Genomic DNA, 26,865 nt, shown 5'->3' with positions numbered 1-26,865 from the left:
TGTTGCGCCGAGTCTAAATAGGTTATATAGGATAATCCCTCTAAGCAGCATTCTTATTTGCGATTAAGTATATAACATATTATGACAAAATTTGAAGCATTAGGACTTGATAAGTCCTTATTGGATGCTGTCGCGGATTTGGGTTTTGAAACCCCATCCGAAGTACAGGAAAAAGCAATCCCCATTTTATTGGAAAGTGATACGGACCTGGTAGCCTTGGCGCAAACGGGTACAGGAAAAACCGCTGCTTTTGGGTTTCCCCTAATTCAAAAAATTGATGGAAACAGCCGTACGACCCAAGGGTTGATTCTCTCCCCTACAAGGGAACTTTGCTTGCAGATTACCAACGAACTGCAACTTTACTCCAAGTACGAACGGAATATAAGCGTAGTTGCCATTTATGGTGGTGCCAGTATTACGGAACAGGCAAGACAGATCAAAAGAGGTGCCCAAATTGTAGTGGCCACCCCAGGTAGGATGAAGGACATGATCAGTAGGGGTCTAGTAGATATCACAAAAATCGATTATTGCATTCTGGACGAGGCAGATGAAATGCTCAACATGGGCTTTTTTGAAGATATTCAGGATATTCTTTCAAATACACCCAACGATAAATCCACCTGGCTGTTCTCTGCAACCATGCCTAAGGAGGTAGCTATCATTGCCAAAAAGTTTATGCATTCCCCACAGGAAATAACGGTGGGCACAAAAAACTCTGGCGCGACCACCGTGCAGCACGAATATTATGTGGTAAGCGGTAGGGATCGATATCCAGCCTTAAAAAGATTGGCAGATACCAATCCCGATATATTTTCGGTAGTTTTCTGCCGCACCAAAAGGGATACCCAAAAAGTGGCGGAAAAATTGATCGAGGATGGTTACAACGCCGGTGCTTTGCATGGGGACCTGAGCCAAAATCAGCGTGATTTGGTCATGAACGCTTTTAGGAAAAAACAGATCCAAATGTTGGTCGCCACCGATGTGGCCGCCAGGGGTATCGATGTGGATGATATCACCCATGTTATCAACTATCAATTACCAGATGAAATAGAGACCTATACCCATAGAAGTGGCAGGACGGGCAGAGCTGGAAAATCGGGAATTTCCATGGTCATCATCACACGTAGTGAGCTACGCAAAATAAAGGCCATTGAAAATAAGATAAAACAGGATTTTATCCAGAAAAATATCCCTACAGGAATAGAAATTTGTGAAATACAATTATATCACCTTGCCAATAAAATAAAGGATACGAAAATAAACCCTGAGATTGACAGCTATTTACCGGCTATCAATGATGTTTTAAAAGGAATAGATCGTGAAGATCTTATCAAAAAAATTGTTTCCGTAGAATTCACCAGGTTTTTCAATTACTATAATAAAACCAAAGATTTAAATTCATCCTCCGACAGGTCCAATGATGATGGTAGGGTTTCCTACTCGGATAACGGTAATGGCTCGGTTCGTTATTTTATCAACGTTGGTGAGAAGGATGGTTATGACTGGATGTCCCTAAAGGACTTCATCCGTGATACGGTTGGTTTAGGAAAGGAAGATGTGTATAAAGTGGATGTAAAGGAAAGTTTTTCGTTCTTTAATACGGAAGCGGCGGTTACCGAACAGATTCTTAGCACATTTACCGAATTTAAGGTCGATGGCCGTTTTGTGAATGTTGAAGTTTCCAAAAACCCCGGCGGTGGCGGTGGCGGTGGTGGCAACCGTCGAAGTAAGGGAGGAAAAGACAAGGGGAAAAGAAAAAATAGTTTCAGGGGCGACGACAAAGGCCGAGGCAAAGGAAGAGATCGAGGAAGTTCCAGTAGTCCCAACTCCGGAAAGCGAAGAAGTAAAAAAAGAAAAGGTGATTTCTTTTAGTTAATTGTATATTAAAAAATACGCTTCGGCGTATTTTTTAATTTTGTTTGTACCTTTCATATTTGAAGAGACAGGTTTATGCGCATTTTTTTTATAGGACTATTCTGTTTTTTTAGCCTGATTGGTTTAGCCCAAGAGGACTCTGAAACCAGCACCATAAAAGCTATCGTTAAGAACGCGCAATCAAATCTTCCCATGGAGAGCGTACACGTTGTAAACCTGAATCAGGTGGTTGGAACCATTACCAATGAAAAAGGTGAATTCTCCATTTCCGCTGCTGTCAATGACACCCTGTTTTTTTCCTACCTTGGTTTTAAATCCCAAAAAATTAGGGTAACGAACGATATGTTCAAATTTGAGAACACGGAGATTGCCCTTACGGAGTTGGCTTATGCCCTAGAGGAGGTCATCGTTAGGCCCTATCAACTTACCGGTTATTTGGAAATAGATGTCAAAAACCTTCCCATAAATAATGCCTATCAGTATAGTATATCCGGTCTATCGGTAGGATACGAGGGTGGAAATAAAAATCCCAGCGCGGTAACCAAAGTTCTGGGCGCCATTTTAAATCCGGCTGATTTACTCAGAAACCTTTTCGGCAAGAGGCCCAATCAGATGCGAAAACTAAGGCAGATGAAGGAGGATGATAAGATTAGGGACCTGTTGGCCTCCAAATTCGATAGGGAAACCTTGGTAGAACTGCTTCAACTCGAAAAAATGGATATCCAAGACATCCTAAACAATTGCAATTATTCGCAATCCTTTATTACTACCGCCAACGATCTCCAGATCTTGGATGCCATTAGTAGTTGCTACGAGGAATTCAAGGTCCTAAATAGGAAAAAATAAATTTTAGCCTTCCATCTGCATTTTATAGCTTTAACCAAACGCAAAATGCACATGAAATATTCCAGTTTTATCCTACTTTTTTTGTTGTTCCTTGGTCTCTCATGCAAGGTAGATCGAAAAGAAGTTGCAAAGGAACCCATAATTAAAAAGGACAGTGTTTTAAACAAGGACCTTCCTTTTGCCTGGGAAGGGGCCAATATTTATTTCCTGTTGACCGATCGTTTCAACAATGCAAATCCAGATAATGACGTGAATTTCAATAGGAACAATCCTACCGGAAAGCTTAGAGGATTCATGGGTGGGGACATTCAAGGTATATCTGAAAAAATAGAGGAAGGGTATTTTGACGAACTGGGCGTAAACGCCATATGGTTTACCCCGGTTGTGGAACAAATTCATGGCGATACGGATGAAGGTACGGGAAATACCTATGGCTATCATGGGTATTGGGCCAAGGATTGGACGGCCCTAGATCCCAATTTTGGAACAAAAAAGGATTTGGCAGATTTGGTAAAAAAAGCGCACGACCATGGTATACGTGTTTTAATGGATGTAGTGGTCAACCACACCGGACCTATTACGGAAGAAGACCCCGTATGGCCGGATGAATGGGTTATTACGGAACCTACCTGTGAGTTTACCAATTATGAAAACACCACCAATTGTACTTTGGTCAACAATTTACCGGACATAAGAACACTTTCCGATGAATCCGTGGAATTACCGGACCATCTCTTGGCCAAATGGAAAAAAGAGGGACGATTGAGTACTGAGCTGGACGAGCTCCAATTGTTTTTTGAAAGAACGGGTTATCCAAGGTCCCCAAGATTTTATATCATAAAATGGCTGACCGATTACGTCCACGAACTTGGCATAGATGGTTTTAGGGTAGATACCGTAAAACATGTGAACGAAAATGTATGGGCAGAATTATATAAGGAGGCATCTTATGCCTTTGAAACCTGGAAACGAAAACACCCCGATGCCGTTTTGGATGATAGCCCTTTCTATATGGTGGGCGAGGTCTATGGCTATGGTATTTCAGGAGGCAGGGAGTATGATTTTGGCGACAAAAAAGTGGACTATTTCGACCATGGTTTCAAAAGCCTTATCAATTTTGAATTAAAGAATGATGCCTCCAAGGAATATGACTCCATTTTTTCAAAATACAGTAGACTTTTGAGGACTAAATTAAAGGGTAAAAGCGCGCTCAACTATCTAACCTCCCATGACGACGGAAGTCCATTTGACAAGGATAGAAAGGAACCTAAAAAAGCAGCCAATGTGCTCTTGCTTACCCCAGGGGCTTCCCAAATTTATTACGGTGATGAAACGGCAAGGAGTTTGGTCATAGACAGTACACAAGGTGATGCCACGTTGCGTTCCTTTATGAACTGGGAAGATTTGGATAAGGAGTCGACCAAAGATATTTTGGACCATTGGAGAAAACTTGGAAAATTTAGAAGGGAACACTTGGCGGTTGGCACTGGTAGACATCGCAGATTGTCCAAATCGCCATACACCTTTGGAAGAACCTATATGAACGGGGATATAAAGGATAAGGTGGTCATTGCCCTGGACTTGCCAGACGGTAAAAAATCCATTTGGGTGAAAGGTTTTTTTGGGGATGGTACAAAACTGTTCGATGCCTACTCCCAAACCGAGGTAACGGTAGAAAACGGCAAGGTTGTATTGGACAACAACTACGACATTTCCCTCTTGGAATTGCGGGAATAAGTGTCCTAACAGAAAGGTTAGTAGAAGGATTTTAATGAAGCGAAGGACATTTTTAAAGAGGCTATTTAATTCGATAGTGGGTTTGGGTGGTCTATTTGCCCTAGATGCGTTCTGGTTTGAAAAATATATTATCCATTGGACGGAATTTGACCTTTCAAATGGCCATGAAGAAAAAATCAAATTGGTACAGCTTTCGGATTTACATCTTAGAGATCTACATTCCGGTCTTACCTCCATAGCGGAAAAAGTTAATGAACTAAAACCAGATGCCATTTTATTTACGGGAGACACCATTACGAGAAAAACACGTTTGGACCTGTTGGATGAATATTTAAACCATTTTGATGACTCCGTACTAAAAATCTTCATCTACGGTAACAAGGAACACAGTGGCCGTGTACCCATGGATGGGTTTAGACAAGTTATAGCTAAACATAACGGTATGCTGTTAATCAATGAAGGTTTTGGGATAAGGAAAAGAGATAGGACTTTACAGTTTTTGGGAATTGATGATTTTATTGGTGGCAATGCAGATTTTGTCCATGCCATTTCATCTATCGATGATAAAAATATCGACACCATCGTTTTGAACCATTGTCCGGAATACAGTGATACTATTGCAAAGCTAAACGCATCATTCAAAATCAATTTAAAATGCATCCTGTCCGGGCACACCCATGGCGGTCAGATCACATTTTTTGGAAAGGAGCTTTATAAACCCGGTGGGAGCGGGAGGTACCTCAAAGGATGGTACAAAACGGGTGATATTCCCATGTATGTGTCGAAAGGAATCGGGACCACCATTTTACCCATTAGGTTTTGGGCACGGGCAGAAGCATCCGTTTTCCTTGTATAAGTAAAGTGCCTAGGTTTCCATTTTGGTCTTTAACATCTGTAGTCCCTCTTCAAAGTCCTTTCCTACCATTTTGTCCATGCTCATAAAAAGCAGCATTATGCTAAAAGGAAATGCGCTTTTACCTTTAAAGCCCCAAGTAACCTTACTCTTTTCAGGGGTGTTTTCCTCAAGAACAAGATAACAATCGGATTCTGATTTCATGGGTTTGAAAAATCTCAGCTGACCTTCGGCTCTTTCTCCCTCCACTATCTTGGTGATTTCCTGTTCTCCCTCCCCTACTTCCTTGTTTCCGTTCCAATAACTAACGGCACCAACTTCCCCATCGGTTCCGGAAAGTTTGGTTTCCATACCTGGGTCCTTTTTGGACCATGGTGACCATTCCCGTTGTTTTTCCAAAAATTTTAGATAGGGCCAAATTTTTTCTTTCGAACTATTGATTTCAATACTTCTTGAAACATCATAGGTTTTTGGTGCAATTACCGCAAGAAAGATGATAAGGACTATAATGGCGGCCAGGAAATAAATTAAAGTAGTCATTTGTTAATCAATTAGTTAGTTGATATTCTAAAATAGTAAAAAATCTACTTTTGCAGGTTAAATCTTATCAGAATTTCCTCGATACTCTTTATGGAATTTTTGGTCCAATCCAATCGTTTTTCAAGAATTTCTTCTTCGGGCAACCGCCAAGGTAAATTGCTGTTCCTAAGTTTTGTTGTCAAATCTTGCAGAATTATCGCTGCCGAAACCGAAATATTAAGACTTTCGGTAAAACCTACCATGGGTATTTTCAAGAACATATCGGCTTTATCCATGACCTCCTTACTTAGACCTTCCTTTTCGGTGCCAAAGAACACTGCAATAGGGGAATCCATTTGAAAATCGTTCAAAAGTGAACCTTCTGCATGTGGACTGGTCGCTACGATTTTATACCCTTGATTTCTTAATGTGGAAATGGCCTCGGAAGAGGAGGAATACCTATGTAAATCGACCCATTGCTGTGCCCCCATGGCAATTTTTTTATCCAAACGCTTACCAAACCTACCCTCTATCAAATGGGCTTTTTGAACCCCAAAAGATTCACAACTGCGAATTACGGCACTGGTATTGTGCATTTGATATACATCTTCGATTGCCACCGTGATAAAGTTCGTCCGGCTTTCTAAAATCGATATAAATCGCTGCTTTCTTTCCTCGGAAATAAAATTTTCCAAATAGTTTAAAAGTTCCATATCTACCATGTAACCAAGATAATAAAATCTATATTTTTGAAACAAAGCAAGTATATGAAGAACGTTGTGGTTTTAACGGGTGCCGGAATGAGTGCCGAAAGTGGATTAAAAACCTTTAGGGATGCGGATGGATTGTGGGAAGGACACGATGTGATGGAAGTGGCCACTCCACAAGCATTTGAGAGGAACCCTGAACTGGTTTTGGAATTTTATAATCAGCGCAGAAGACAATTATTGACCGTTGAACCCAATGCCGCCCATAGGGCATTGGTAAAATTAGAAGGACATTACCACGTACAAATCGTTACCCAAAATGTGGACGACCTGCATGAAAGGGCCGGAAGCGCCCATGTATTGCATTTACATGGAGAGCTTTTAAAAGCAAGAAGTGTAGGTAACGAGTCCAATATCGTATTACGAAGGGACGATATTTTACTTGGAGATGTTTGCGAAGAAGGATATCAGCTTAGACCCCACATTGTTTGGTTTGGGGAAGCGGTTCCCCTATTGGACATGGCCATCAACATTACACAAAACGCCGATATTTTGATTATTATAGGAACATCCATGCAGGTATATCCGGCAGCTAGCCTCATCAATTTTATCAATGTTGGCACTCACATTTATTTTATCGACCCCAGACCTTCCATTCAAGAAGGTCGGATTGAAAATCTCAAGATAATCCCCAAAACAGCTGTAGAAGGTGTTCCTACTTTGGTTGATTCCCTAATTCATAAAGTGACCTAGTGTCTTTCGCCCATTTTACTACGGCATCAATTTGGGCCTGTGTAAGTCTTGCCTCCTCGTGGGTCCAGGTATATTCCTTCAGCGGCATCGCCCGCTTTTCGGTTTCTTCATAAAGCTCCTCTAGCTTATGATCCTTTTTTTTATCCGAATAAGTTGCCCATTCGGAAAAATTCAATTCGGATTTTCCCTCCTCAATATGATCGGCCAACCAAAATGAAATTGGTGCGATATTATTATACCATGGATACACCGTATTGTTGCTATGGCAGTCAAAACAGGTAGTTTTAAGTATGGTACGTACTTCTTCGGGAGGGTTCGTTTCCTGCATAAAGGCAGCGGTATCATTTTCATTCGAAACATTCTTTTCCGGTCTGTAGAATTGAATGGCTATGAAAACCACCAAAAGGCCTATCAATATTTTTTTTAAGATTTTCATTTGAAGTTAAATATATTTATAATTTTTGTGTCCATGAGCCAACAAGAGCTTTACGAATCTTTACAGTACGTTGACCATACTCGGGACAAACGAACCGAAATGGCCAAAAAGGTTCTCATGAACCCAGATTTAATACCGCCCTTATTGGAAATCATAAATCTAACAAAAGACCCAATCTCCTGCAAGGCCTGTTGGATTTTAGAAGCGGTTGTGCGTAAAAAACTGAATGTTATTCTTCCATATCTCGATTCATTTACTGAAATCATTGGTAAAGTTGAACTGGATTCCGCCGTACGGCCTGTCGCCAAGGTATGCGAACTTTTAATGGAAAGATATTTTTCAAAAAAGGTTATTTATATGCAACAGCAAATTACGGAAGCCCACCTTGAAAAAGTCACCACGGCATGTTTTGATTGGCTGATAGGAGAACACAAAGTGGCGGCAAAGGCCTATTCCATGACCAGTTTGTACTTATTGGGCACAAAATACCCGTGGATCCACCCCGAACTGAAATTGGTTCTAGAGCAGCATTATTCAAATGAAAGTGCCGCTTATCAGGCAAGGGCCAGAATGGTCCTTAAAAAAATAATATGAAAAGACTGGGGTCTAAATCAAAGCTATGAAGACCCTAATTTTAGTTGAAAGAACTGTTTTAAACTCTAGTACTATTCGGTATCTTTGCCATTTTCATTTAAGATACATAATTATGGCCCTGAATGTGCTGAATGCCATCTCCCCTATAGATGGTCGATACCGAAAAAAAGTAGAAAATTTAGCTCCTTATTTTTCAGAGGAAGCTTTGATCAAATATAGGGTCAGGGTTGAAATCGAGTATTTTATCGCGCTATGTGAAATTCCGTTGCCACAGCTTGCATCGTTCGATACATCAAATTTTACGGTACTTCGGAATATTTATTTAAATTTTAATGAGCAAGATGCGTTGGGAATAAAGGAAATTGAAAAAACCACCAACCATGATGTTAAAGCGGTAGAATATTTCATCAAAAAAGCCTTTGATCAACTTGGCATCTCTGAATATAAGGAGTTTATTCACTTTGGTCTTACCTCACAGGACATAAACAACACCGCTATTCCGCTCTCCATAAAAGAAGCCATGAACGATGTGTACGTTCCCGAATATTTCAATGTCCTAAAAAAGTTGGAAGACCTGGCCGAAGAATGGAAAGATATTCCCATGTTGGCCAGAACACATGGCCAACCTGCCTCCCCTACCCGTTTAGGTAAAGAAATTGAGGTTTTTGTGGTGAGACTCAAGGAACAGTTCAACTTGATGAACGATATTCCCAGTGCCGCTAAATTTGGTGGTGCAACTGGCAATTACAATGCACATAAAGTTGCCTATCCAAGTATAGACTGGAAAGCATTTGGTGAAAAATTCGTTCAAGAAAAATTGGGGCTCCATCATTCTTTCCCCACCACACAGATTGAACACTACGACCATATGGCCGCATTGTTCGATACCTTAAAGCGCATCAATACCATAATCCTGGATTTGGACAGAGACTTTTGGACCTACGTTTCCATGGATTATTTCAAGCAAAAAATAAAAGCTGGGGAAGTAGGTTCCTCTGCCATGCCCCATAAAGTAAATCCAATTGACTTTGAGAACTCCGAAGGTAACCTGGGCATTGCAAATGCACTTTTTGAACATTTATCCGCCAAACTACCAGTATCCAGATTACAGCGTGATTTAACGGATAGTACCGTTCTAAGAAATGTAGGTGTACCCTTTGCGCATACGATAATAGCCTTTCTTTCCACTCTAAAAGGTCTTAATAAATTATTGCTGAACAAGGAGAAATTTGAGCAAGACCTGGAAAATAATTGGGCCGTTGTCGCCGAGGCCATACAGACCATTCTAAGAAGGGAAGGGTATCCAAATCCCTATGAAGCTCTTAAAGGACTTACAAGGACCAATGAAAAGATCAATCAGGCATCCATAGCTTCTTTTATTGATACTTTGGATGTTTCGACAGGAATTAAAGAGGAGTTAAAACAAATCACCCCAAGTAATTATACGGGGATATAAAAAAGGGCCGATTGATATCGGCCCTTTTTTTTTGTTATTTGTTAATCTGTACTTCGTGCGGATATGGAATTTCAATTCCGGCTTTATCAAGAGCTTCTTTTGTACCTTCAATAGTCCCAAAATACACGTCCCAATAATCTTCAGGTTTGCAATAAGGCCTTACTGCAAGATTTACAGAACTATCTGCCAATTCCTCCACATTTACTGATGGCGCGGGTTCTTCTAAAACTTTGGGATTCGCCTTCAACATTTCCAATAAAACCTCTTTGGTCTTTTTAATGTCCGATCCATAATCTACCCCAACTACGGTATCGACACGCATTTTACCCTCGGCAGTATAATTTATTATATTGCCATTGGCCATAGCCCCATTGGGAACGATAGCCAACTTATTTTGAGGAGTTATGAGTTTAGTGGTAAATATTTCAATTTCCTTCACAGAACCCAACACACCTTGGGCTTCGATTAGATCTCCGATTTTATAAGGTTTAAAAATCATGATAAGCACACCACCTGCGAAATTTGACAAGGACCCCTGTAACGCAAGACCAACGGCTAAACCGGCGGCTGCAATTACTGCTGCAAACGTAGTAACATCTACTCCCAACTGGGAAATAACTAAAAGAATTAAAAATATCTTCAGTGCCCAGGAGACTAAATTCATTAGAAACTTCTGGAGAGATTCATCATAGGTACCTTTGGCCATTACCTTACTTAGCGCCTTGATTATTCGTTTAATTATCCAAGATCCAATAATGAACGTTAAGATTGCTGTGAGAATTGGAACTCCATAGGTCTCTACATAACCCATAATAGCTTCCATTGATAAATTTTCCATACTTGTATTCTGGTTTAATGGTTAATATTCTTCTTCTATTATGACCCCAATATACGCAGAAGGTCACAATTAATTTATTGGAAAGCAATGGATTAAAAATGAAAAGTCCCGTCTAGGCTAAGCCTAGACGGGACTTTGTTCCATAAAAAGATACCTTTATCCTTTTAAAAAATCGCCAAGGGCACCAAGGCCCTCTCCTTTGTAATCCGATTTTTGGACCGCTTGCAAAAGCTGCACAAAGTGGGCAGGATTCATATCGTTGCCCAAAACCCTAATTAGGGCAAATCCCTTTTCGTCATTGTCACCATAAATTATTACCTCGTCAATAGCATCATCATCCCCCAAATACTTGACAGTGGCCCTACCAAATTCAGTATTCATCTTCATCAACTCAGAATAAATGGTATTGGAGAGAATGGCCTTGACCTGTTGCTTTTCCGCAATATATTGCGGTGTATTTTCTTCGGTCTTTTTAAAAGCTAGAATATTTAATTTCTTTAGGGAGGACAAAGCCGTTTTTTGGGATTCCGTAAGGTTTGCCTCGTCCAACTTTAATATACTGGTTGGCACATCCAAATGTAGAAAATTGGGATTCTCCGTATTATCGATATAATATTCCTGTAGGCTCTGTGTAGAAGAACATGAGCTCAACAGCACTACCAGTAGAATAAATAAAGTAGTTCTAATATGTTTCATATGGCTTTCTTTAAGAAGTATAGGCGGGCCAAAAATGGTCCGCCTGTGATTATCTGATTTTCGTTTATTTTATTTACTTCCACCGGCCTTTTTCAAGTCTTTTGGAAGGTCCATTTTGTTGGTAAGGGAACCTATTTTGTTCAGGTCGATATCCCCTGTAAGACTTACCAATACCGTTTCCAGCTTTCGCCCATTGTGTCCAATTTCAACATTCTCCATCCCGGAAACGAACATAAGCAATTCCGTTACATGGTTTTCGTTCTTACCATTTTTCACGTAGAACTTAACGTTTACGTCCTTGTCCTTTACACGCATTAACTCTTCAAGTTTAGAACTCTTTAAATATTGCTTAACGGTTTTGGACATATCCAAGGAAACATTTTGATCCTCGGTCATGAAGACCTTTACGCCCTGCAATCCCTTGGCCACTTCTACAAACTCCCTTGCTTCGGCATCGTCATCCAATGCTCCAATTTTGGAAACCAAATCGATCATTCCCTTGTTAACGATGACCGAACCTACATTATCCATATCCTCATACTTGTCAAAGATGGACTGTGAAAAGCCTAATAAAGGCAAAACGGCTACTAATAATACTACTGTTAATTTTCTCATGACTGTTGTTTTTGATTGTTATTGATTTTTGATTAATTACTTTTTTTGCTGGCCTTGCCCAATTGGTCTCCACCTGGCAAGTCCATTTTATCGGTAAGTTTTGATACCGATTTTAGATTAATGTCCCCTGTTAAGGAAAGCAATACCGTTTCCAGTTTTTTGCCATTGATGTCTATATCCATATCCTTCATTCCGGTAACGAACATCAAAAGCTCCTTTACGTGGTCATCATCCTTACCTTCCTTTACATAAAACTTCACGTTACTATCACCATCCCGTACGCGCATCAGCTCCTCAAAGGAGGAACTTTTTAACCTATTGGCCACCCAGCTATCCACATCTTTGGAAATTGCGGGGTCGTCCGTTGTGATTACTTTAAAACTCGTAATGGAATTTACCAATTCAAAAAATTCCTTAGCTTCCGGGTCATCTGAGTTTACGCTCATTTTTCCCAACATCTGGAACATTTTGGGTTGCATGGCTACAAAAGTCACTTTATCATTGTCCTCGTACTTGTCAAAAATATCCTGGGCACTGGTGACATAGGGCGCTAAGGCAAGGGCACATATAAATAATAGCTTTTTCATATTTTTTTGTTTTATCATTTATTAATTAAGAATTAACCTAAAAGGTTAAAATTTGGGTTTATTTGAGTATCTCTATTCTTTTGTTAAAAATTTATTGGTATTCCTTTCAAATTCTTCCAAGTGGTACAACTGTTCCGTACCCTTATTAAAGTTAAACGCTAAGAGGGCCAGCGCCTCTTGGGCAGAAGCAATCTCCTCCGGTGTATATTCATCTGCCAGGGAAACTGGTTCCGAGGTGGAATTATAAAAGTAAAGTCCAATCGTGAAAACGGTCACTGCCGCCACGGATGCCCATTTGTAAAGGTTACGTACCATGCCTTTGGGTTTCTGGATCAACGCAAGTTTTTTGGTATAACGTTCCTCCTTGGCAACGGTAAAATATTGGAACATGGGAGCATATTGCTCTAAATGTGCCGGTATATTCTCCCTTGAAAAATATTCCCTTAGCGACTCTTCCTCTGCTACTGTACTGGCACCGTCGAAATACTTTTCCAATAAATTTTCTACTTTATCCAATTCCATAACTATGTTTTTGAATTAATTTTTCCCTAACTGTTTTTCTTGCCCTGGAAAGCGCAACACGAATTGCGGTCGGTTTCATTCCCAAAAGCTCCTCTATTTCCTCATATTCATATTGTTCCACGTCCCTCAATTGTAGTACCATTTTTTGTTGCTCCGGGAGCTCATCCATAATTTTCTCTACCCAACTCAGACTATCCCTGGCCTCTACTTGCTTCTGAAGTGAAGAACTTCCTTCGTCCCCATAATTGCTATGCACCAGTTTCAAATTGCTCGCCTGTTTCGATTTTAATCGGTCCAGACAAAAATTCTTGGTCATGGTCATGGCAAATGCCTCTACATTATTATAGGATTCCATGGACTTCTTTTTGGACCATAATTTCAGCAAAATCTCTTGGGTGGCATCCTCTGCTTCTTCGTTGGATACCAAGAGGCGCTTTGCCAATCGGTACAACTTATCCTTAAAGGGCATGACCACATTTAAAAATTCAGCTTGTTTCATTTTTGGTTTCGTTGTTCAAAATACCTTGTTAAGGCTTTCTATATGGAAGACGATATTCAACGATTTTTGTTACAATAAGTTTTTTTTTCCCACCTATGTAAGTAAATTTAGGGGCTTTAGACTGATATTAAAAATTGCTTTTGTGCTTGTCCATTGCTTGACCATCCTTGGTACAGTAATTGTTGCGCCTTTAAAAAAACTGTTATGAGAAAATACATTTTGTTTTTACTGTTTATTGGAATACTTACAGAATCCTGTAAAAAAAATGACGACTCTCCGGTCATAGAAGAAGAACAGGAGGAAATGGTTGAAGAAGAAGTAGTTGAAGAGGAAGTTGACATTCAGGTACAGGATTTCATGTGGCAGACCTTGAATGCTTATTATTTTTGGCAAGGCGATGTTCCCGTTTTGGCAGATAACCGATTTGCTACTTTTGTTGAATATGAAACGTATTTAAAGAGCCATCCAAATCCCGAAAACTTTTTGTTGGACGAACTGCTTTTTTCAGGGGATCGGTTTACGTTCTACAGTGAAGACTACAAGGAGTTGACTAATCTCCTTTCAGGGATTTCCAAAAGCAATGGTCTGGAATTTGGACTATCAAGAATTGGAAATTCAGATGATGTCTTCGGATTTGTAGAATATGTAATCAAAGATTCAGATGCTTCTACCAAGGACATTAAAAGAGGTGATGTTTTTATTGGAGTCAACGGAACTGAACTAAATGTAAACAACTACATAGACTTGTTGTTCGGGGAGAGCGACACCTATACGCTCAACATGGCGACCATTGAAAATAATACGATTAGCCCAAATGGAAAGGAAGTTACTTTGACCAAACAAGAAGGTTTGGTGGAAGACCCAATTTTAATTACAGATGTATTTAATATTGGCGATAAACGGATCGGCTATTTAATGTACAATTCCTTCACCCCCGGTTCTGGGGAAGCGTTAAATAGTGTTTTTGCGGAATTTAAAGGACAAAATGTGACCGACCTGGTCCTGGACCTAAGATATAATTCTGGAGGTAGAGTAAGTACCGCAATAATTCTTTCCAGTCTCATTTACGGTACAAACACAGAAGAATTGTTTTATAGGGATAGATACAATGCTAAAATTCAGGCACTTTTTGAGCCTGGGGAACTGGAAAACAATTTTGTCGCAACCACAGGTACGGCCAATGGAAATTCAAATGCTGCATTGAACACGTTAAACCTTAATACGGTCTATGTCCTTGCAACGGGAGCCTCTGCCTCATCCAGCGAATTGGTCATGGTTGGTTTGGAACCGTATATGAACGTTGTACACATAGGTACTACCACGGTGGGTAAAAATGAAGGTTCTATTACTTTTGTGGACGATCCAGAAAACGGAAACTTTTACGATCCTGAGCGTGAAGACAGAATAAATCCTGAAAATCAATGGGCATTACAACCCATTGTTTCAAGATCTGAAAATAGTGCTGGTTTCTCCGATTATTCAGATGGATTGATTCCGGATATTGAATTGGAAGAGGACGTGACCAACTTAGGTACTTTGGGTGACGTCAACGAACCCTTATTGGCCAGGGCCATTCAGGAAATTACAGGTATTGGTGCGAAAAGAAGTTTTGATGTAAGCATGCCCGTTAACCTGGTATCCAGCTCCAAACTGTATGATGATCGCAATACGGCCCTTATATTAAATGGTTTGAACGTTGGCTCTAAAAACTTGTTAAAGGAAATAAAATAAGCTATTTCCAGTTCTACATTGTATGAAAACTAAATTTCTTTTTTCCCTTTTTTTGGTTGTAACGATGTTGTCCTGTTCAAAGGATGATGAATTATCGGTTCCAAAAACGGTAGACCCACTTCCCAACGCCAATGTACCCGTTCAGAACTTTATGTGGAAGGCCATGAATTTCTGGTACTTTTGGCAAGCAGATGTTCCGGATTTGGGCGATAACCGATTCACGGACTCTGAAAGTTATACCGAGTTTTTACAATCCGTGGAGGAGCCCGGGGCCTTTTTTGACAGCAAACTACTATTCATCCAGGACAGGTTCAGCTTTTATAATTCTGATTTTAGGGAATTGACCAATTCACTGGCCGGTATTTCCAGAAGCAATGGTCTGGAATTTGGACTCGTAAGAAAATCGAATAGTGAGGAAGTTTTTGGATATGTTCGGTACATCATACCAAACTCCGATGCAGCAACGAAGGATATTGAGCGTGGGGACCTGTTTACAGGAGTTGATGGCACCACTTTAACCATCAATAATTTTGCTGACCTGCTCTTTAGGGAAAATAATACCTATGTGCTGAACATGGCCGATTTTTCAAACGGGGATGTGGTACAGAATGATAGGGAGGTGAGCCTTACCAAGGAAGCTGCACTTGCTGAAAATCCGGTTTTCATTTCCAAATCCTTCGAAATCAATGGTATCACGATAGGTTATCTTATGTACAATCAATTTACCAATGAGTACGACGATGACCTCTACGACGCTATTTTGGGACTAAAAAACTTGGGTATTACGGAACTTATCGTGGATTTACGCTATAATCCAGGTGGATCGGTAAACACCACCCGTATTTTGGCCAGTATGATCTACGACACCAATACGGACAACCTCTTTCTTAGAAAGCGGTATAACGATAAAATACAGGATCAGTTAGCCGCAAACCAACTTGAAGTCTATTTTACGGATAAGGTTGGGAGCAACACCATTGAGCCACTCGGGCTAAATAAATTGTATGTACTTACCTCGGCAAGTTCGGCATCGGCAAGTGAGCTGCTAATAAATAGTTTGGAACCGTATATTGATGTGGTGATTATAGGGGATGTTACAAGGGGAAAAAATGAATTCTCCACAACCTTGGTGGATGACCGCGAAAATTCCTATCTCTATACACCATCCAGGGTAAATAAAATCAACCCAGACAATCAATGGGCCATTCAGCCGCTTTTGGGCAGAAACGAGAATGCGGATGGATTCTTTGACTATACGGATGGATTGTTTCCCGATATCCCCTTAAAGGAAGATTACGGTAATTTAGGCATTTTGGGCGACCTCAAAGAGCCACTTCTGGCCAGGGCCATCCAAGAAATTACAGGAGCTACAGGTAAAAGGGATTTTACGGTAGAAAACCCGATCGAGATATTATCCAGTTCCAAAATGTACGGTCCGTTCAAGGACAGAACGATCGATGATACAGTTTATGAATTAGAGATATCCTTTAATTAAAAAAATTTTCCAATATAAAAAGGCGACCTTTTCTTTTGGTCGCCTTTTTTTGGTTATAGATTCAAACGCAAGCCTATTCTAAAATTACGCCCTCTGGTCGTATAATTTAAAATTTCCACATAATCTTCATTGAACACATTATCCATAGAGGCCATAAGGCTAATTTGGTCATTTATTTGATGTTTTACATATACATTCAAAAGTCCAAAGGGTTCCAAATCAACATTTTCAAAGGAGTTGAAATCGGTATCCAGGCGATTTGAAAGGTGTTGATAGTTTACCGAAAAATAGGTGTCATCATGCAAAGTGTAGCTAATTTGCGCGTTCCACTTTTGTTTGGGAATCCGCAAGGCCAACCCGGTATCGGAGTCAGTATAGGTATAGTTCGCGCTTACTTGCAGGTTATTCAGGGGATGGGCCACCAACTCTACTTCCACCCCATTTATAGTAATGGAATCCTCCAAATTTTGGTACTGGCTTTCAAAAGTATTGGGGTCTATAACAACATAATCGATTCTAGATTTCTCATTCCGATTAAAATAAACGGCATTGAATCTAAACTTTTCTGAAAGTCTTATTTCCATACCGCCCTCTAACGTCGAGTTTTCTTCAGGGCGTAAATCTGTATTGGGACCAAATGGCCCGTATAACTGGGAAAGATTTGGCGCTATGTATGAAGTGGCATACGAAGCCAATAATTTTAAATATCCCTCGTCCCATTTTACGCGATAGGAAGGATTCAGATTATAGATCCAATGCGAACCATATTCGTTGTGATTGTTCCATCGGGCACCTGCGTTCACGTTCAGACCAAAATCGCTTATATAAACAAGGTTGAAATAGGGATCCAAGTTTCTCGCGGATACCGTTTCTGAAAATGCTGTTTTGCCTTCTACCAAATTCAGGCCAACGATGGTATAAAACCGTTGGTTGAACTTATACTTGTTGAATACATCCAGTACGAAGGATTCGGAATCGAAGGAATTGGGAAAATCCGATAGAAATTCCCTCGTAATTTGATTGAAGGCGGTATTCAAATGTAGACTTCCATTGGCATAGGTGTACGTAGTAGCCAATCCAAAACGGGATTGCTCGCTATTGAAATGAAAATCAGCATCTTCAACCGGAAAACCATTATCAAAATCGGACTTCAGCTTGCTATAGAAAGCTGATGCCTCCGATTTTAGTCTTCTTGAAAATTGGTAGCCCACCTTAAAATTTCCGTCAATTCTGGATAAAGCATCGGCCTCTTCCCCAATCGCTGCCGAAAGTCCATCGGTAAATTGATGTCCGCCAGAAGCCAAAAACGTAAGTCCCATGTTTTTCCCTGAAATGACCACATTGTTGGAGATGTCTGAAAGATTATTGTTCCTATTCATTTGGGATTGATTCGTTCCCCAATTGGAAACGACCTCCAGGCTCATTCCATCTTCATCCGATTGCTTTGTGGTAATATTGATGACGGCCGTGGCCGCTGAATTCCCGTAAAGCGTACTAGCTGCACCTTTTACAATTTCAATACTTTCGATCTGGGAAAGATTCAACAAGCGCAGGTCGTATTCCGCATTTACATTGGAAGGGTCCGATACCTGGATACCATCAATGATCACCAACACCTGCCTATTATTACCGCCCCTAGCGAAAACCGAAAGATTCTGTCCGGCAAAACTTCGGGTGCCGTTCACTTCCAATCCACTTTTTGTATTGATGATTTCCGCTATTGACCTACCTTGATTTCTTTCCAGTTCTGCTGCTGAAATTTTAATGACCGTTTTCCCGGAATTTTCCCGCTTTAGTGAAAAACGGGAGTCACTGACCACTACTTCGTCCAATTCCTCAATGTGAACGGAGTCCTTTTCCCTTTGATTGTAACCAAGGGGATGCCCTTCTTGGGCAATCGCTTTGAAACATAGCAAAGCCATGGCTCCAAAGCCTACCAAATTTTTGTACATTTTTTAATCTCTTGTTCGAGCGAATAGTATGTCTGTCCCCATACGTAAACCTTTATCCCGAAAGTTTAACAATAGTTGTTTGAATTTGGCAGGTCTCCTGACTTGCATCGTTTTGAATACCTTCCCGTCCCAACACGAGTTGTTACAGTGGTTTGTAGATTTCGAAACGTACCGAATGTATCGGCCTAGCTTACAGTTGCGGGAACAGTTCCAGATTCACACCGGATTCCCTTTTAATCAATAATCCGCAAAAAACGGATTATTGAACCAAAATTCGGAACGAAAGTAAAACTAATTTATTTATTTGCGGTTTTTCTTTCCCATTTTAATCGCCAACCAAATAAAACCTATAATAAAATGCAAGAGAATAATACCGGCAATTACATAGATCATGGTGTTCGAAGATCCCCTCATGAGTGGATTTTTCATCAAAGCTACTACTCTCGGTAGAAATAGCAAGTGACTTTTGTTACCTTGCAGCGATATTTTGGTTAAAAAGTCATGACCCTATCATTGAAATCCATTAAGATCGTATATTGTGTTGCCCTGTTATGTTTTTGGGGTTGTAAGGAAACTCCAAAAGCAGCGCAAGGCCCAAGGAATACGGTGGTAGATTCCATTCAATACGCGAAGGGCTTCACCTTGGAAAAATCAGGCCGAGATATCACAGTGCTCAAAATTATCTCCCCTTGGCCAAATGCCGAATCCGGATTTACATACGCCTTGGTTCCCAAGGACCGGCTTTCAACAATAACATTGGACAAAAACGCTTATGACGCCATCATTACTACCCCCGTGGAAAACGTGGTGGTCACCTCGACCACGCATATTCCTGCCCTGGAATCTTTGGGAGTCCTAGATAGACTTATCGGCTTTCCGGATACGAAGTATATATCATCAAAGTATGCCAGAGAGCTCATAGATGCCGGGAAAATACAGGAATTGGGCAACAATGAATCCCTTAATACCGAAATGGTGCTGGCACTTCGGCCTGAATTGGTGGTTGGTTTCAGTATAAATGCCCAAAACAAAACCTACAATATCCTTCAACAAGCCAATATACCCGTAGTTTACAATGGAGATTGGACAGAAGAAAGTCCGTTGGGAAAAGCGGAATGGATCAAGTTCTTTGCTCCCTTTTTTGGAAAGGAACAGGAGGCCGAACAAATTTTTTCAAAAATAGCACAGGATTACCATAATGCCGTTAAGATTGCAAAAACGGTAGAAACAGCTCCTTCTGTTATAAGCGGGGCCATGTTCAAGGATGTTTGGTATTTACCTGGCGGGGAAAGTTGGGCGGCAAAATTTATCCAGGATGCCAATGCCGATTATCTATGGGCTAATTCTCCGGAGACTGGAAGCCTCTCCTTGAGTTGGGAAAGTGTTTTGGAAAAAGGAAAAAATGCCGATTTCTGGATTGCCCCTGCCCAATACACAAGCTATATGGAATTAGCCAATGCCAGTGAACATTACGCGCAGTTCGATGCCCTACAAAATCGGAAAATATTTACCTTTTCAAAAACCAAGGGTGCCACGGGGGGAGTACTTTATTATGAGCTGGCCCCTCAAAGACCCGACCTTGTACTCAAGGACCTCATTCATATTTTTCATCCACATTTACTACAAGATCACGAACTATTTTTCTTTACCCCTTTGGAATAAATTGAGTCAAACAAGAACATATACGCTTCATTTTTCGCTATTGATTGCCATACTTTTTCTTTGTTTTTTGGTGAATATAAGCCTAGGTTCCGTTAGTATATCCTTTTGGGATACCCTGAAAGCCCTTGTTGGAATGGAACTCAAAAATCCCTCTTGGGAGTATATTATCTGGAGCTATAGGATTCCTAAGGCACTAACGGCTCTTTTGGCAGGTGCAGGATTGGCCTTAAGCGGGTTGCTCATGCAAACCTTATTTAGAAATCCGCTGGCGGGACCTTTTGTTCTTGGGATTAGTTCCGGGGCCAGTCTGGGAGCCGCACTACTGATTATGGGAATTTCCCTGTTGGGAGGAGTTTTATCGGCCTCGCTTATAAACGATATCACCCTGGCCATTGCATCCAGCTTGGGAAGTTTTTTAGTCTTGTTCCTGGTCATTGGCATGGCATCACGGGTCAAGGACACTATGGCCTTGTTGATCATAGGGTTGATGTTTGGAAGCATTACTGCCGCTGTGGTAAGCGTACTTTCATACTTCACCAGTTCAGAAAAGTTGCAACAGTATGTTTTTTGGACTTTTGGGAGTGTGGGCGGACTTTCATGGTCACAGTTGGGCATTTTAAGTACGATGGTTTTTGTGGGCGTACTTTTATCCATACGTACGATTAAATCCTTGAACGGTTATTTATTGGGCGAAAATTACGCGCAAACTTTAGGAATAAACCTTAGAACATCACGCTACATGATTATTGTCGCCACCGGAATATTGGCGGGAAGTATTACCGCTTTCACGGGTCCGATCGCTTTCATCGGGTTGGCCGTACCGCATTTGACCCGTCAGATTTTCAATACAACGGACCACAGGATTTTGATTCCAGCCGTACTTATTTATGGTAGTTGTATACTCTTATTATGCGATGTTCTAGCCCAATTACCCGGTCAGGCAGCGGTTCTGCCTATTAATGCTATAACCAGTATTATAGGGGCACCTGTAGTTATTTGGCTATTAATACGAAAAAGAAAAATGATTTTTTGAATTGGAGGATAAGAAAAATATAAGCGAAGCGAAGCCGGTTCTGGAAGTGAGGGATCTGTCCATAGGCTATCATAAAAAGGTTGTGTGTGAAAATCTTTCCTTCTTGGTAGATAAAGGGGAATGTACGGCCATAGTAGGGATAAATGGAATTGGAAAATCGACCTTATTGAGAACGCTTGGTAATCTTCAACCACCACTAGAGGGCGACGTATGTATCGATGGGACCTCCATGTGGGAAATGAGTCCCAATCAATTGGCCCGGAGAATCAGTGTTGTCCTTACCGAAACAGTAGCATCCAAAAACTTGACCGTCCAAGAATTGGTCGCCTTGGGAAGACAACCCTATACCAATTGGATCGGTAGTTTAAACCCCATTGACAGGGAAAAAATAACTGAAGCCATTGAGCTGCTCGAGCTCAAGGACCTAAGGGGGAAAAAATGCCATGAATTGAGCGACGGACAATTACAAAGGGTAATGATCGCAAGGGCCTTGGCCCAGGACACTGATATCATTCTGCTCGACGAACCTACGACCCATTTAGATCTTTTTCACAAGGTTACAATTTTGAAACTCCTTAAATCGATAGCGCATAGCACCCAAAAGACCATTTTGTTCACCACCCATGAGATTGAAATGGCCATACAGATGTGTGATAAGATTTTAATTCTTGATGGTTGCACAAATCCTTTTAATGCGCCATGCAAACTGATTGAAAGTGCCTCGTTTGAGCGATTATTTCCCTCAGATACCGTACAATTTGATGCCAATACAGGTGCTTTTCGAATTCAGAAGTAACCTGTATCTTTACTTGAAAATGGATAATAAAATCCTCCAAAGCTCCTAACAAAACCAGGCTATTGGTTTTTAAATAGTAAAGTTGATTTACCTTTGGTCAGAATCTGAGTTTTTAAAATGAACGAGACGCTACTTTATATCATCATATCCGTGCTTTGTTTGGCAATTGGGTTCTTTTTAGGGCACTATATCCAATATTTGAAGACCAAGTCCAATCAAAGCAAAATGGAGGAAGAAAACAGACAGTTGGAGCTTGCCAGGACGCAATTGGAAAATAAGAACCTGACCCTAGAGAACGAGCGGGAGGAACTCCGGTCGGAAAAAGAGCGGTTGGGCAATCAGATTGTTCGCTATCAGGCTGATTTGGAAAACCTGGGTTTGAAGAATTCGGAACAAAAGGAGGAAGTAGAAAAACTACAGGAAAAATTCACCAAGGAGTTTGAAAATTTGGCAAATAAAATCCTAGAGGAAAAAAGCCTGAAATTTACGGAACGGAATGAGAAAAACATCAGGAACATATTAAGTCCCCTGAACGAAAAAATACAACTTTTCGAAAAAAAGGTCGAGGAAAGTCAGAAGGAGAACATCAGCATACATTCCGCGCTTAAAGAACAATTGCTGAACTTGCAGACCCAAAACCTAAAGATTACCCAAGAAGCGGAGAACCTTACAAAAGCACTCAAGGGTGACAGTAAAATGCAAGGGAACTGGGGCGAATTGGTCCTAGAACGTGTTTTGGAGAAATCCGGACTTGAAAAGGACCGCGAGTATAGTGTACAACAGAGCTTTACCCGAGAAGACGGATCCCGCGTCATGCCAGATGTCATTATCAACCTACCGGACGGCAAGAAGATGGTTGTCGATTCCAAGGTTTCCTTAACGGACTATGAACGTTATATCAATGCCGATGAAGAGTTTCAGGAAAAATTCCTAAAAGATCATATTAATTCGTTGAGAAGGCATGTGGACCAGTTGTCCGCCAAGAAATATGAGGATTTATATGAAATGGAGAGTCCGGATTTTGTACTGATGTTCGTACCTATAGAACCGGCCTTCGCTATTGCCATAAATAATGATAACACCTTGTACAACAAGGCATTTGAACAAAATATTGTAATTGTTACCCCATCAACCCTATTGGCTACCTTACGCACCATTGACAGTATGTGGAACAATGAAAAACAGCAAAGAAACGCGATTGAGATTGCCAAACAGGCAGGAGCTCTATATGACAAGTTTGAAGGATTTGTGAACGATCTTACAAAAGTGGGCAAGAAAATGGATGAGGCCAAATCTGAATACAAGGGTGCCATGAACAAATTGTTCGAGGGTCGTGGCAATATCATCACCAGTATTGAAAAACTGAAAAAAATGGGCGCCAAGGCCAAAAAATCGCTTCCAGCCCCCATTCTCAAAAGGGCCCAGGAAGATGATTTCGAAGAGGAGGAAGAACCCAAATTAAAATTGTAATACATGAAAAGAATATTATTCCTGTTTCTTGGTGGTTGCGCGGTGCTACTCGCCATGATTTATGCCTTTATCTACTTTGTACCATATAGTGAGGGTGTGCGCTCCGGGGAACTTATAAAAATAAGTCATAAGGGTGTTCTTGTAAAAACATGGGAAGGTGAAATTAGTCAGGGAATTTCCGGGGCACAGATTTTCGCTTTTTCCGTATTGGACAAGGATAAGGAAGTGATAGCGAAATTGAAGGATTATCAAGGCCAGTATGTAAAAGTTAATTATACGGAACGCTATGCCACCTTCTTTTGGCTGGGCGATACCAAATACTTCATAACCCATGTTGAACAGGAGCAGTCTCCACATTTTAGGAAGTGATGCAAGAATTTAAAAGTGTAAAGGACTCCCAGGTATCCATTACGGAGCTCATGCTGCCCTCCCACTCCAATTTTGGTGGAAAGGTACATGGTGGCCACATACTGAATTTAATGGATCAAATTGCATTTGCCTGCGCATCCAAACACTCGCAACGTTATTGTGTGACGGCATCGGTCAACCGGGTGGATTTTTTAAATCCCATCGATGTTGGGGAATTGGTAACCCTGAGGGCTTCCATCAATTATACGGGAAAAACCTCCATGGTGGTGGGTGTTCGGGTCGATTCCGAAAATATTACCACTGGAGAAAAAAGGCACTGCAACTCCTCTTATTTTACGATGGTTGCCAAGGACGAAAACGGGAATAGTGTACCCGTGCCCGGATTGATCGTTACTGACAAACAAGGGGTCAGACGATTCGCCCGAAGCAAATACCGAAAATTAGAAGCGAAAGAGCGCGACACCAAATTTGAATCCCATAAATTCAATGCGGACAAATACTTGGCGGAACTGGAAAACGAGAACTGTAAAGTAGTGTTGGGTTCCTAAGAAATTTCAGAGGCCGCTTCCCTGTCTAAAAACCATACCAATTCTTTGGAAATTGGACTTACGAGCGATGCAGGATATTTTTCAAACCCCGGTTCCCTTTGTGTTATAATCCGGACTTTTTCCGATTTTCCACCGCCCGTTACCAAAAAGGCCACTACTTTTGCGTGATTAATAATCCTTCCGGTAATAGTCACACGCCGCTGCCCGGTATCCGGATGCACCGCAACCTCACATAATCTATCTGAATCCCAAAGATGAATTTCATGTGGAAAAATGGAGGCCGTATGTCCGTCATCACCCATGCCCAAAATAACCAGATCAAACTGCGGCACCCCATCCATGTAAGGGAGTTTCTTTTCCAGCAAATCTGCGTAGCGATGGGCTTCCGTATTGGGATCGTCCTCGCCCCTTATCCTATGTATATTTCCCTCAGGGATATCAATTTTGGACAAAAGATGCTCCTCGGTCATCTTATAATTACTCTCGGCATCCGTTGGCGGCAAACAACGTTCGTCGCCCCAATAGAAATGAACCTTCACCCAATCGATTTTATCATTAAAGGTGGAAGCCAATACATCGAACACAATTTTGGGTGTACTTCCCCCGGATAAGGCGATATGTACTTTATCTTGTTGCCCGATGAAATTGGCCAAATATTTTGAGAATTCCAGGGCAACTTCATTTTTGTCGGTATAAATCTTCATTTCCATACTTCAATCGATTAGCAAAGCACACAATAATTTTCATCGTCCGTAAGGTTTTCGCCTGGATTGCGCCAGTAGCCTTCCCCTTCTATCAAGTCATCGGAGTTTTTTGGTCCCCAAGTACCGGAAGGGTAGCCATACATACGTACGTCTTTACCGTGCTGCCAATAGTCCAAAATAGGGTCAACGAATTCCCATGCGGCCTCCACCTCATCGGCTCTGGCATACAAGGTAGCATCGCCTTGCATGGCATCCAGAAGCAAGCGTTCGTAGGCCTCCATTACTTGGGTTTCCATCAAACTGGAATAGTAGAAATCCATATTGGCGCGTTCCACTTTAAAGCCTTGGCCCGGGACCTTTACCCCAAACTTTAAAAGGATTCCCTCATCGGGCTGAATCCTAATAATCAGCTTATTATCCTTATTATGTATACCCGATTCTTTAAATATTTCATGGTGTGGTGACTTAAAATGTATGACCACTTCCGTAACCTTTGTAGGCATTCTTTTGGCCGTTCGTACGTAAAAAGGGGTATCCTTCCAACGCCAATTATCTACATAAAATTTAATGGCGGCATAGGTTTCGGTGGTCGATTCAGGATCTACACCTCCTTCTTCCCTGTAGCCCTTTACCTTTTTTCCCTGTATATCGGAAGCCATGTATTGGGCACGGATCGTATGATCATGCAAAGTCTTTTCTTCCCTCATGATCCGTAGTGATTTCAAGGCCTTTACCTTCTCGTCCCTAATTTCCTCCGCCTTGTCGCCAATGGGAGGTTCCATGACGATTAGGGATACTATTTGTAGCAAATGATTTTGGAACATATCCCTCAATGCCCCGGACTTATCGTAATATCCACCGCGTTTTTCGACCCCTACACTTTCAGCATTCGTAATCTCAATATGTTTAATATAATTTCTGTTCCACAAGGGTTCGAAGATACTGTTGGAAAAACGGGTCACGAGCAAGTTTTGTACCGTTTCCTTGCCAAGGTAATGGTCTATCCGATAAATCTGGGATTCCTTAAAGTGTTGTTGAAGTCCCTCATTAAGGGCCTTGGCGGTCTCTAAACTATAGCCAAAGGGCTTTTCTACGATCAAACGCTTCCAACCGTTGTTCTGGGTATTAAGGCCAGCATCGGCTAAATTTTTGGCAATGGTTTCGTAAAGTCTTGGAGGGGTGGAAAGGTAATACATGATATTGCCCTCAGTTTTATAATCACTGTTTAGTTGCTCTACCCTTTTTCGTAAGGAAGCGTAGTCCACATCGTAGGAGTCCCCTAGGTCCTGATAAAAGAACTTATTGGCGAAATCCGTTATTTCATCGTCCTTCGCATTTTTAAATTTATCCTTTAAATACTCGCTTTCCAGTACTATACGGTTTCGAAAATCAGCATCGGTCATATCACTTCTGCTCGTACCAAGGACTACAAAATGCTTCGGTAATTGACCCGCTTTGTAAAGATTATAAAGTGCAGGAACCAATTTTCTCGAGGTTAAGTCCCCCGAAGCCCCAAAAATGACCAGCATTTGATTTTCAGTTTTTCTCATAAATGTTCCTCAAAAATTAGTT

The 26,865-nt window shown here is 41.1% G+C and carries 27 protein-coding genes and 1 riboswitch; of the genes, 15 read left to right on the top strand and 12 right to left on the bottom strand.

Annotation, left to right across the window (positions count from 1 at the left end; genetic code table 11):
* Positions 1-81 precede the first annotated feature (81 nt).
* From BFP75_RS16735 to BFP75_RS16720, 4 genes are all read left to right on the top strand, one after another.
* On the top strand, positions 82-1,872 hold the full coding sequence (locus BFP75_RS16735; RefSeq protein WP_099546502.1) for a DEAD/DEAH box helicase: 1,791 nt from the start codon (positions 82-84) through the stop codon (positions 1,870-1,872).
* 78 nt (positions 1,873-1,950) lie between these two features.
* Positions 1,951-2,721, top strand: a complete 771-nt coding sequence (locus tag BFP75_RS16730) for a carboxypeptidase-like regulatory domain-containing protein (protein ID WP_099546501.1) — start codon at positions 1,951-1,953, stop codon at positions 2,719-2,721.
* 51 nt (positions 2,722-2,772) lie between these two features.
* Positions 2,773-4,458, top strand: a complete 1,686-nt coding sequence (locus tag BFP75_RS16725) for an alpha-amylase family glycosyl hydrolase (RefSeq protein WP_099546500.1) — start codon at positions 2,773-2,775, stop codon at positions 4,456-4,458.
* Positions 4,459-4,492: 34 nt separating this feature from the next.
* Positions 4,493-5,314 carry a metallophosphoesterase gene (locus tag BFP75_RS16720; RefSeq protein WP_099546499.1) on the top strand — a complete coding sequence of 274 codons (822 nt, stop codon included), beginning with the start codon at positions 4,493-4,495 and terminating at the stop codon, positions 5,312-5,314.
* A 9-nt stretch (positions 5,315-5,323) separates the two neighbouring features.
* Here the strand turns inward: BFP75_RS16720 and BFP75_RS16715 are convergent, their stop codons facing one another.
* Together BFP75_RS16715 and BFP75_RS16710 are read right to left on the bottom strand one after the other, a co-directional pair.
* Entirely contained in the window at positions 5,324-5,851 is a 528-nt protein-coding gene (locus BFP75_RS16715) for an SRPBCC family protein (RefSeq protein ID WP_099546498.1), read from the bottom strand.
* 44 nt (positions 5,852-5,895) lie between these two features.
* Positions 5,896-6,552 (bottom strand): TrmH family RNA methyltransferase, encoded by a 657-nt coding sequence (locus BFP75_RS16710; RefSeq protein ID WP_099546497.1) that lies wholly within the window; start codon positions 6,550-6,552, stop codon positions 5,896-5,898.
* Positions 6,553-6,597: 45 nt separating this feature from the next.
* Here BFP75_RS16710 and BFP75_RS16705 point away from each other — a divergent pair, with 45 nt between their 5' ends.
* Positions 6,598-7,290, top strand: a complete 693-nt coding sequence (locus BFP75_RS16705) for an SIR2 family NAD-dependent protein deacylase (protein WP_099546496.1) — start codon at positions 6,598-6,600, stop codon at positions 7,288-7,290.
* On the opposite strand, the gene BFP75_RS16700 is transcribed toward BFP75_RS16705, so the two are convergent.
* On the bottom strand, positions 7,253-7,726 hold the full coding sequence (locus tag BFP75_RS16700; protein ID WP_099546495.1) for a heme-binding domain-containing protein: 474 nt from the start codon (positions 7,724-7,726) through the stop codon (positions 7,253-7,255). The genes BFP75_RS16705 and BFP75_RS16700 overlap by 38 nt on opposite strands.
* 33 nt (positions 7,727-7,759) lie before the next feature.
* Between BFP75_RS16700 and BFP75_RS16695 the strand changes: the two genes are divergently transcribed.
* Positions 7,760-8,320 carry an adenylosuccinate lyase gene (locus BFP75_RS16695; protein WP_099546494.1) on the top strand — a complete coding sequence of 187 codons (561 nt, stop codon included), beginning with the start codon at positions 7,760-7,762 and terminating at the stop codon, positions 8,318-8,320.
* Positions 8,321-8,432: 112 nt separating this feature from the next.
* Complete coding sequence (purB, locus tag BFP75_RS16690; RefSeq protein ID WP_099546493.1) at positions 8,433-9,776, top strand: adenylosuccinate lyase; 1,344 nt, start codon at positions 8,433-8,435, stop codon at positions 9,774-9,776.
* Positions 9,777-9,810: 34 nt separating this feature from the next.
* On the opposite strand, the gene BFP75_RS16685 is transcribed toward purB, so the two are convergent.
* The 6 genes from BFP75_RS16685 to BFP75_RS16660 all read right to left on the bottom strand — a co-directional run bounded on the left by BFP75_RS16685 (position 9,811) and on the right by BFP75_RS16660 (position 13,533).
* A complete protein-coding gene (locus BFP75_RS16685) occupies positions 9,811-10,614 on the bottom strand; it encodes a mechanosensitive ion channel family protein (protein ID WP_099546492.1) in 804 nt (267 codons plus the stop codon).
* A gap of 156 nt (positions 10,615-10,770) precedes the next feature.
* On the bottom strand, positions 10,771-11,310 hold the full coding sequence (locus BFP75_RS16680; protein WP_099546491.1) for a DUF4252 domain-containing protein: 540 nt from the start codon (positions 11,308-11,310) through the stop codon (positions 10,771-10,773).
* Between the two features lie 69 nt (positions 11,311-11,379).
* Positions 11,380-11,925 (bottom strand): DUF4252 domain-containing protein, encoded by a 546-nt coding sequence (locus BFP75_RS16675; protein ID WP_099546490.1) that lies wholly within the window; start codon positions 11,923-11,925, stop codon positions 11,380-11,382.
* Between the two features lie 32 nt (positions 11,926-11,957).
* The gene (locus tag BFP75_RS16670) at positions 11,958-12,512 is read right to left on the bottom strand and encodes a DUF4252 domain-containing protein (RefSeq protein ID WP_099546530.1); all 555 of its coding nucleotides are present in this window, start codon (positions 12,510-12,512) and stop codon (positions 11,958-11,960) included.
* A 72-nt stretch (positions 12,513-12,584) separates the two neighbouring features.
* Positions 12,585-13,034 carry a hypothetical protein gene (locus BFP75_RS16665; RefSeq protein ID WP_099546489.1) on the bottom strand — a complete coding sequence of 150 codons (450 nt, stop codon included), beginning with the start codon at positions 13,032-13,034 and terminating at the stop codon, positions 12,585-12,587.
* Complete coding sequence (locus BFP75_RS16660) at positions 13,021-13,533, bottom strand: RNA polymerase sigma factor (protein WP_099546488.1); 513 nt, start codon at positions 13,531-13,533, stop codon at positions 13,021-13,023. The genes BFP75_RS16665 and BFP75_RS16660 overlap by 14 nt, the downstream gene beginning before the upstream one ends.
* A 204-nt stretch (positions 13,534-13,737) precedes the next feature.
* Between BFP75_RS16660 and BFP75_RS16650 the strand changes: the two genes are divergently transcribed.
* Both BFP75_RS16650 and BFP75_RS16645 read left to right on the top strand, forming a co-directional pair.
* Positions 13,738-15,264, top strand: coding sequence for a S41 family peptidase (locus BFP75_RS16650; protein WP_099546486.1), 1,527 nt, complete (start codon positions 13,738-13,740; stop codon positions 15,262-15,264).
* Between the two features lie 22 nt (positions 15,265-15,286).
* Entirely contained in the window at positions 15,287-16,759 is a 1,473-nt protein-coding gene (locus BFP75_RS16645; protein ID WP_099546485.1) for a S41 family peptidase, read from the top strand.
* 53 nt (positions 16,760-16,812) lie between these two features.
* Here the strand turns inward: BFP75_RS16645 and BFP75_RS16640 are convergent, their stop codons facing one another.
* Positions 16,813-18,711, bottom strand: coding sequence for a TonB-dependent receptor plug domain-containing protein (locus tag BFP75_RS16640; RefSeq protein ID WP_099546484.1), 1,899 nt, complete (start codon positions 18,709-18,711; stop codon positions 16,813-16,815).
* 69 nt (positions 18,712-18,780) lie between these two features.
* A riboswitch (cobalamin riboswitch) is annotated at positions 18,781-18,998 on the bottom strand.
* 214 nt (positions 18,999-19,212) lie between these two features.
* Here BFP75_RS16640 and BFP75_RS16635 point away from each other — a divergent pair.
* The 6 genes from BFP75_RS16635 (at position 19,213) to BFP75_RS16610 (ending at position 24,589) form a co-directional block, all read left to right on the top strand.
* Positions 19,213-20,373 carry an ABC transporter substrate-binding protein gene (locus tag BFP75_RS16635; RefSeq protein ID WP_099546483.1) on the top strand — a complete coding sequence of 387 codons (1,161 nt, stop codon included), beginning with the start codon at positions 19,213-19,215 and terminating at the stop codon, positions 20,371-20,373.
* Between the two features lies 1 nt (position 20,374).
* The gene (locus BFP75_RS16630) at positions 20,375-21,406 is read left to right on the top strand and encodes a FecCD family ABC transporter permease (RefSeq protein ID WP_099546482.1); all 1,032 of its coding nucleotides are present in this window, start codon (positions 20,375-20,377) and stop codon (positions 21,404-21,406) included.
* Between the two features lies 1 nt (position 21,407).
* Complete coding sequence (locus BFP75_RS16625; RefSeq protein WP_099546481.1) at positions 21,408-22,202, top strand: ABC transporter ATP-binding protein; 795 nt, start codon at positions 21,408-21,410, stop codon at positions 22,200-22,202.
* A gap of 117 nt (positions 22,203-22,319) precedes the next feature.
* A complete protein-coding gene (rmuC, locus tag BFP75_RS16620; protein WP_099546480.1) occupies positions 22,320-23,672 on the top strand; it encodes a DNA recombination protein RmuC in 1,353 nt (450 codons plus the stop codon).
* A gap of 3 nt (positions 23,673-23,675) precedes the next feature.
* Positions 23,676-24,041, top strand: a complete 366-nt coding sequence (locus BFP75_RS16615; RefSeq protein WP_099546479.1) for a 6-phosphogluconate dehydrogenase — start codon at positions 23,676-23,678, stop codon at positions 24,039-24,041.
* A complete protein-coding gene (locus BFP75_RS16610; RefSeq protein WP_206073561.1) occupies positions 24,041-24,589 on the top strand; it encodes an acyl-CoA thioesterase in 549 nt (182 codons plus the stop codon). Before BFP75_RS16615 ends, BFP75_RS16610 begins: the two co-directional genes overlap by 1 nt.
* Here the strand turns inward: BFP75_RS16610 and pgl are convergent.
* The gene (gene pgl, locus BFP75_RS16605) at positions 24,586-25,299 is read right to left on the bottom strand and encodes a 6-phosphogluconolactonase (RefSeq protein ID WP_099546477.1); all 714 of its coding nucleotides are present in this window, start codon (positions 25,297-25,299) and stop codon (positions 24,586-24,588) included. The two genes, BFP75_RS16610 and pgl, sit on opposite strands and share 4 nt — an antisense overlap.
* A gap of 11 nt (positions 25,300-25,310) precedes the next feature.
* Positions 25,311-26,843 (bottom strand): glucose-6-phosphate dehydrogenase, encoded by a 1,533-nt coding sequence (zwf, locus tag BFP75_RS16600; RefSeq protein ID WP_099546476.1) that lies wholly within the window; start codon positions 26,841-26,843, stop codon positions 25,311-25,313.
* Positions 26,844-26,865 lie beyond the last annotated feature (22 nt).

It is taken from the genome of Maribacter sp. 4G9, from assembly GCF_002742265.1.
Lineage (GTDB): Bacteria > Bacteroidota > Bacteroidia > Flavobacteriales > Flavobacteriaceae > Maribacter.
This window is presented reverse-complemented; position numbering and strand designations above follow the sequence as displayed.